The sequence below is a fragment of the Kocuria gwangalliensis genome, assembly GCF_039544365.1.
Taxonomy (GTDB): domain Bacteria; phylum Actinomycetota; class Actinomycetes; order Actinomycetales; family Micrococcaceae; genus Kocuria; species Kocuria gwangalliensis.
Genome location: NZ_BAABLN010000011.1, coordinates 1 through 1654, shown reverse-complemented (window position 1 = coordinate 1654; position 1654 = coordinate 1). Strand labels below are relative to the sequence as shown.

General features: G+C 69.3%; 1 protein-coding gene. It reads right to left on the bottom strand.

The window, feature by feature from the left end:
* Nucleotides 1-604, bottom strand: a 604-nt coding sequence (locus tag ABEA06_RS05810) for a hypothetical protein (protein WP_345310888.1), incomplete at its 3' end; no start/stop codon positions are given.
* Between the last annotated feature and the right edge of the window lie 1050 nt (nt 605-1654).

Genomic DNA, 1654 nt, shown 5'->3' with positions numbered 1-1654 from the left:
GGGCGTCCATGAGTCGACTGGCCAGGTTGGCCCGCCGGTCCCCGGAGTCCCACAGCTCCTCAGCCTCAACGGCAGCATTGCGGGCATCGGCGTCGTTCTGGAGATCACCACGGCCAGTTTCAGCGGCGTTCAGAGCTGCTGCGGCGTGGTCACGCTGGGCGTCCACTGTCTCGCGTGCGGCGGCCTCTTGTTCCACGGAATCCGTGCGCTGACTCTCCGGAGTACGTTCCTCGAGGTAGTCCTCCACGCTCAACCCGTGGCGGTCCTTCACCTGAGACTCGATTCGTCCTCGCGCGGTGCGGGCGACCTCGTCGTGCTGCTCCCACTGCCGGGCCAACCCGTAGTGGGCAGCGATGTCTTCCGGCTTGGCGTTCTCCCAGAACCGGTCCTGCTCCACGGGGGCGAGCTCGGTGCGCATCACGGCGCGTTCGGCCTCGAAGCGCTCCTCCAGCTCACGCCGCCGGTGCTGCTGCTCTGTGACACGTTGGCGGAGTTGTTCGGCACGCTGGCGGGCCATCATTTCGCCCCAGCGGCCGGCCACGGCCATCGCCGCCTGGAGGTCTCGGGAGAGCAGGTCATTCACGCCGTCGGGTTGTGTGCTCATCTTTACAGCTCCATTCCGTGGTCCGTGTGGGGGGTGTGGTCAACGTAGGGGTGCTCAATGGTCGGGCCTTGGGTTTCACGCAGCGCACCACGGTGGCGGGTGGGACCGGCGTGGGCGGCGACCTGCCTCGCCTCACGCTTCACATCGGGCAGGGGCTCCGCCACGACCGAGAGGTGCTGCTGGAAGGCGTCCACGATCAGCTGCGTCTCGCGCAGCTCTTTGTTGGCCTGGTGCATGTCCTGGAATGCCCGGGTCATCCGCAGCATCTGCTGCATGATGAGCGCCTGCGCCATCGGAGACGGCGCGCGCGTGGCCGCCAACAGGAACGCGGTGGTGCCGCTGGTGCGCAGCGGCGCCTGAAGCGGGGTGGTGATCTTCACCCCGGACCGGTGCGCGGACCGGGCCAGCACCCGGGCAGTGCGCCCCAGCGGCCCCTGGCCGTCCTCGGTCGTATGAGACCACGCCGCGAACACCCCGGAGGCTTCACGCGCCGCGTGCGCCCACGACTGGTGATCGTCCGGGGCGATCTTCACCAGCCGTCGGCGCACCTCCTTCAGCTCCCCGGCCAACCGCCGGGCGGTCTCCACATCCAGGACCGCACCGGGGGCGTCGGGGTGGACGATGCGGCGGTGCCGCTTTGCCGCCATCCACTCCTCCGACGCCTCCTGCGCCGCCGTGGGTTCGTCGGGCCAGCGGGTGCGCAGTGAGGGGAGCGTAAGGTCCTGGGCGAGCTTGCCGCCACCGAACCACAGCGGCCGCATCCCCTTCGGTGGGCGCTCCGCCANCTCCGCCACGGAATACCCGGTCACCACCGAGTCGGTGCCGGCGGCGAACCTGGGGTGGACAAGCAGGTTGGCCCGGCGCATTTGCCGCACGAACTGCGCTTCTGATTCGGCGGCCACCGCGCACGCGCGCACGGTGCGCTCCAACATGAACCGGGTCGGCTCTCGCGTGCTGTCTCGAGCGATCTCGCCCTGCTGCAGCCACCGTTCGGAGTGGTTGCCGAGCTGGATGAGGTTGAAGTCCTTCTCGATGCCCCGGGCGACCTTC